Source organism: Bradyrhizobium algeriense (genome assembly GCF_003062295.1).
Classification (GTDB): domain Bacteria; phylum Pseudomonadota; class Alphaproteobacteria; order Rhizobiales; family Xanthobacteraceae; genus Bradyrhizobium; species Bradyrhizobium algeriense.
Window position 1 is genome coordinate 1 of the sequence record NZ_PYCN01000155.1, and the last position, 1,053, is coordinate 1,053.

Here is a 1,053-nt window from a genome sequence, read left to right on the forward strand (position 1 = left end):
CGTGAGCGTCATGTAGGGACCACGCTCTGAGGGCTGATCTGGTCGGCTAGGAAGATCTTGCGGAATGGTTTGTCGCGAGGTCACAATGTCGAAGGATAGTCGTAAGGATAGCGATAAGGATAGGCATACGCCTATCCTCGAACACGGCACCGACACGCTTCAGCGTGTCGAGATCATCACCGGGACGGGCCGGCGTCGGCGCTGGTCGACCGATGCGAAGGCGGCGATTGTTGCGGAGAGTTTTGTGCCAGGTGCAAGCGTGTCCGCGGTAGCGCGGCGACACGACATCAGTCCAAGTCTGTTGTTTCTCTGGCGTCGCCAGGCCACGCGGGCGCAGGTCGGGGCGCGCGGGGACAGAGGCATGCCACCTGGCTTTGTGCCGGTCGCGATCACTGGCTGCGGCGGCGAATTGTCGTCGCGCGAAGAGCAGGCAGCGATTGAGATCCAAGTCGGCGCGGTTCGCATCCATGTCAGGGGAACAGTCGACCGGCGGGCACTGCGCGAGGTGCTCGCGGCAGTCGGGACGGCTGGTCGATGATCGGGCTTCGACCTGGGTTGTCGATCTGGATTGCGACGCAGCCGGTCGATTTCCGTCGCGGCATGGACTCGCTGGCGATGCTGGTGAGCGAGGCCTTTGGAGCCGATCCGTTCGACGGCGGACTTTACGTCTTCCGCTCCAAGCGCCGAGATCGCGTGAATATCCTGACCTTGGGATGGAAGCGGTCTTGTCCTTTACTACAAAAGAATCGAGGGGCAGTTCACCTGGCCGCCGATCAAGGAAGGCGTCATGCCGCTATCTCATGCTCAGCTCTCGGTGCTGCTCGATGGCTCGGACTTGAAGCGAGTGCCGATGCGAATTGTGGGTCAGCCAGCGCTGAGCTGGTTGATCCGTATCAAGAGTCGTTCGTCACTCATGCGGAGTTGTTGTAAAATCACTCTGCATGAGTGATTTGCCTTCCGATCCAGCATTGCTCCGACACACCGTGATGGCGCTGTCGTCAAGGCTTGCGGCGTTGTCGGCGGAATGCAGCACGCTTTCGGCCGAGCGTGATG

General features: G+C 60.9%; 1 protein-coding gene and 1 pseudogene. Both read left to right on the forward strand.

Going from position 1 to position 1,053, the window contains the following annotated elements; genetic code table 11:
• The first annotated feature begins 85 nt into the window (after positions 1–85).
• Entirely contained in the window at positions 86–538 is a 453-nt protein-coding gene (gene tnpA / locus C7G61_RS47180; RefSeq protein ID WP_145963832.1) for an IS66-like element accessory protein TnpA, read from the forward strand.
• Positions 535–871, forward strand: a pseudogene (tnpB, locus tag C7G61_RS42845) (IS66 family insertion sequence element accessory protein TnpB); the annotation flags it as partial. The gene tnpA and the pseudogene tnpB, both read left to right, overlap by 4 nt.
• Positions 872–1,053: the final 182 nt, after the last annotated feature.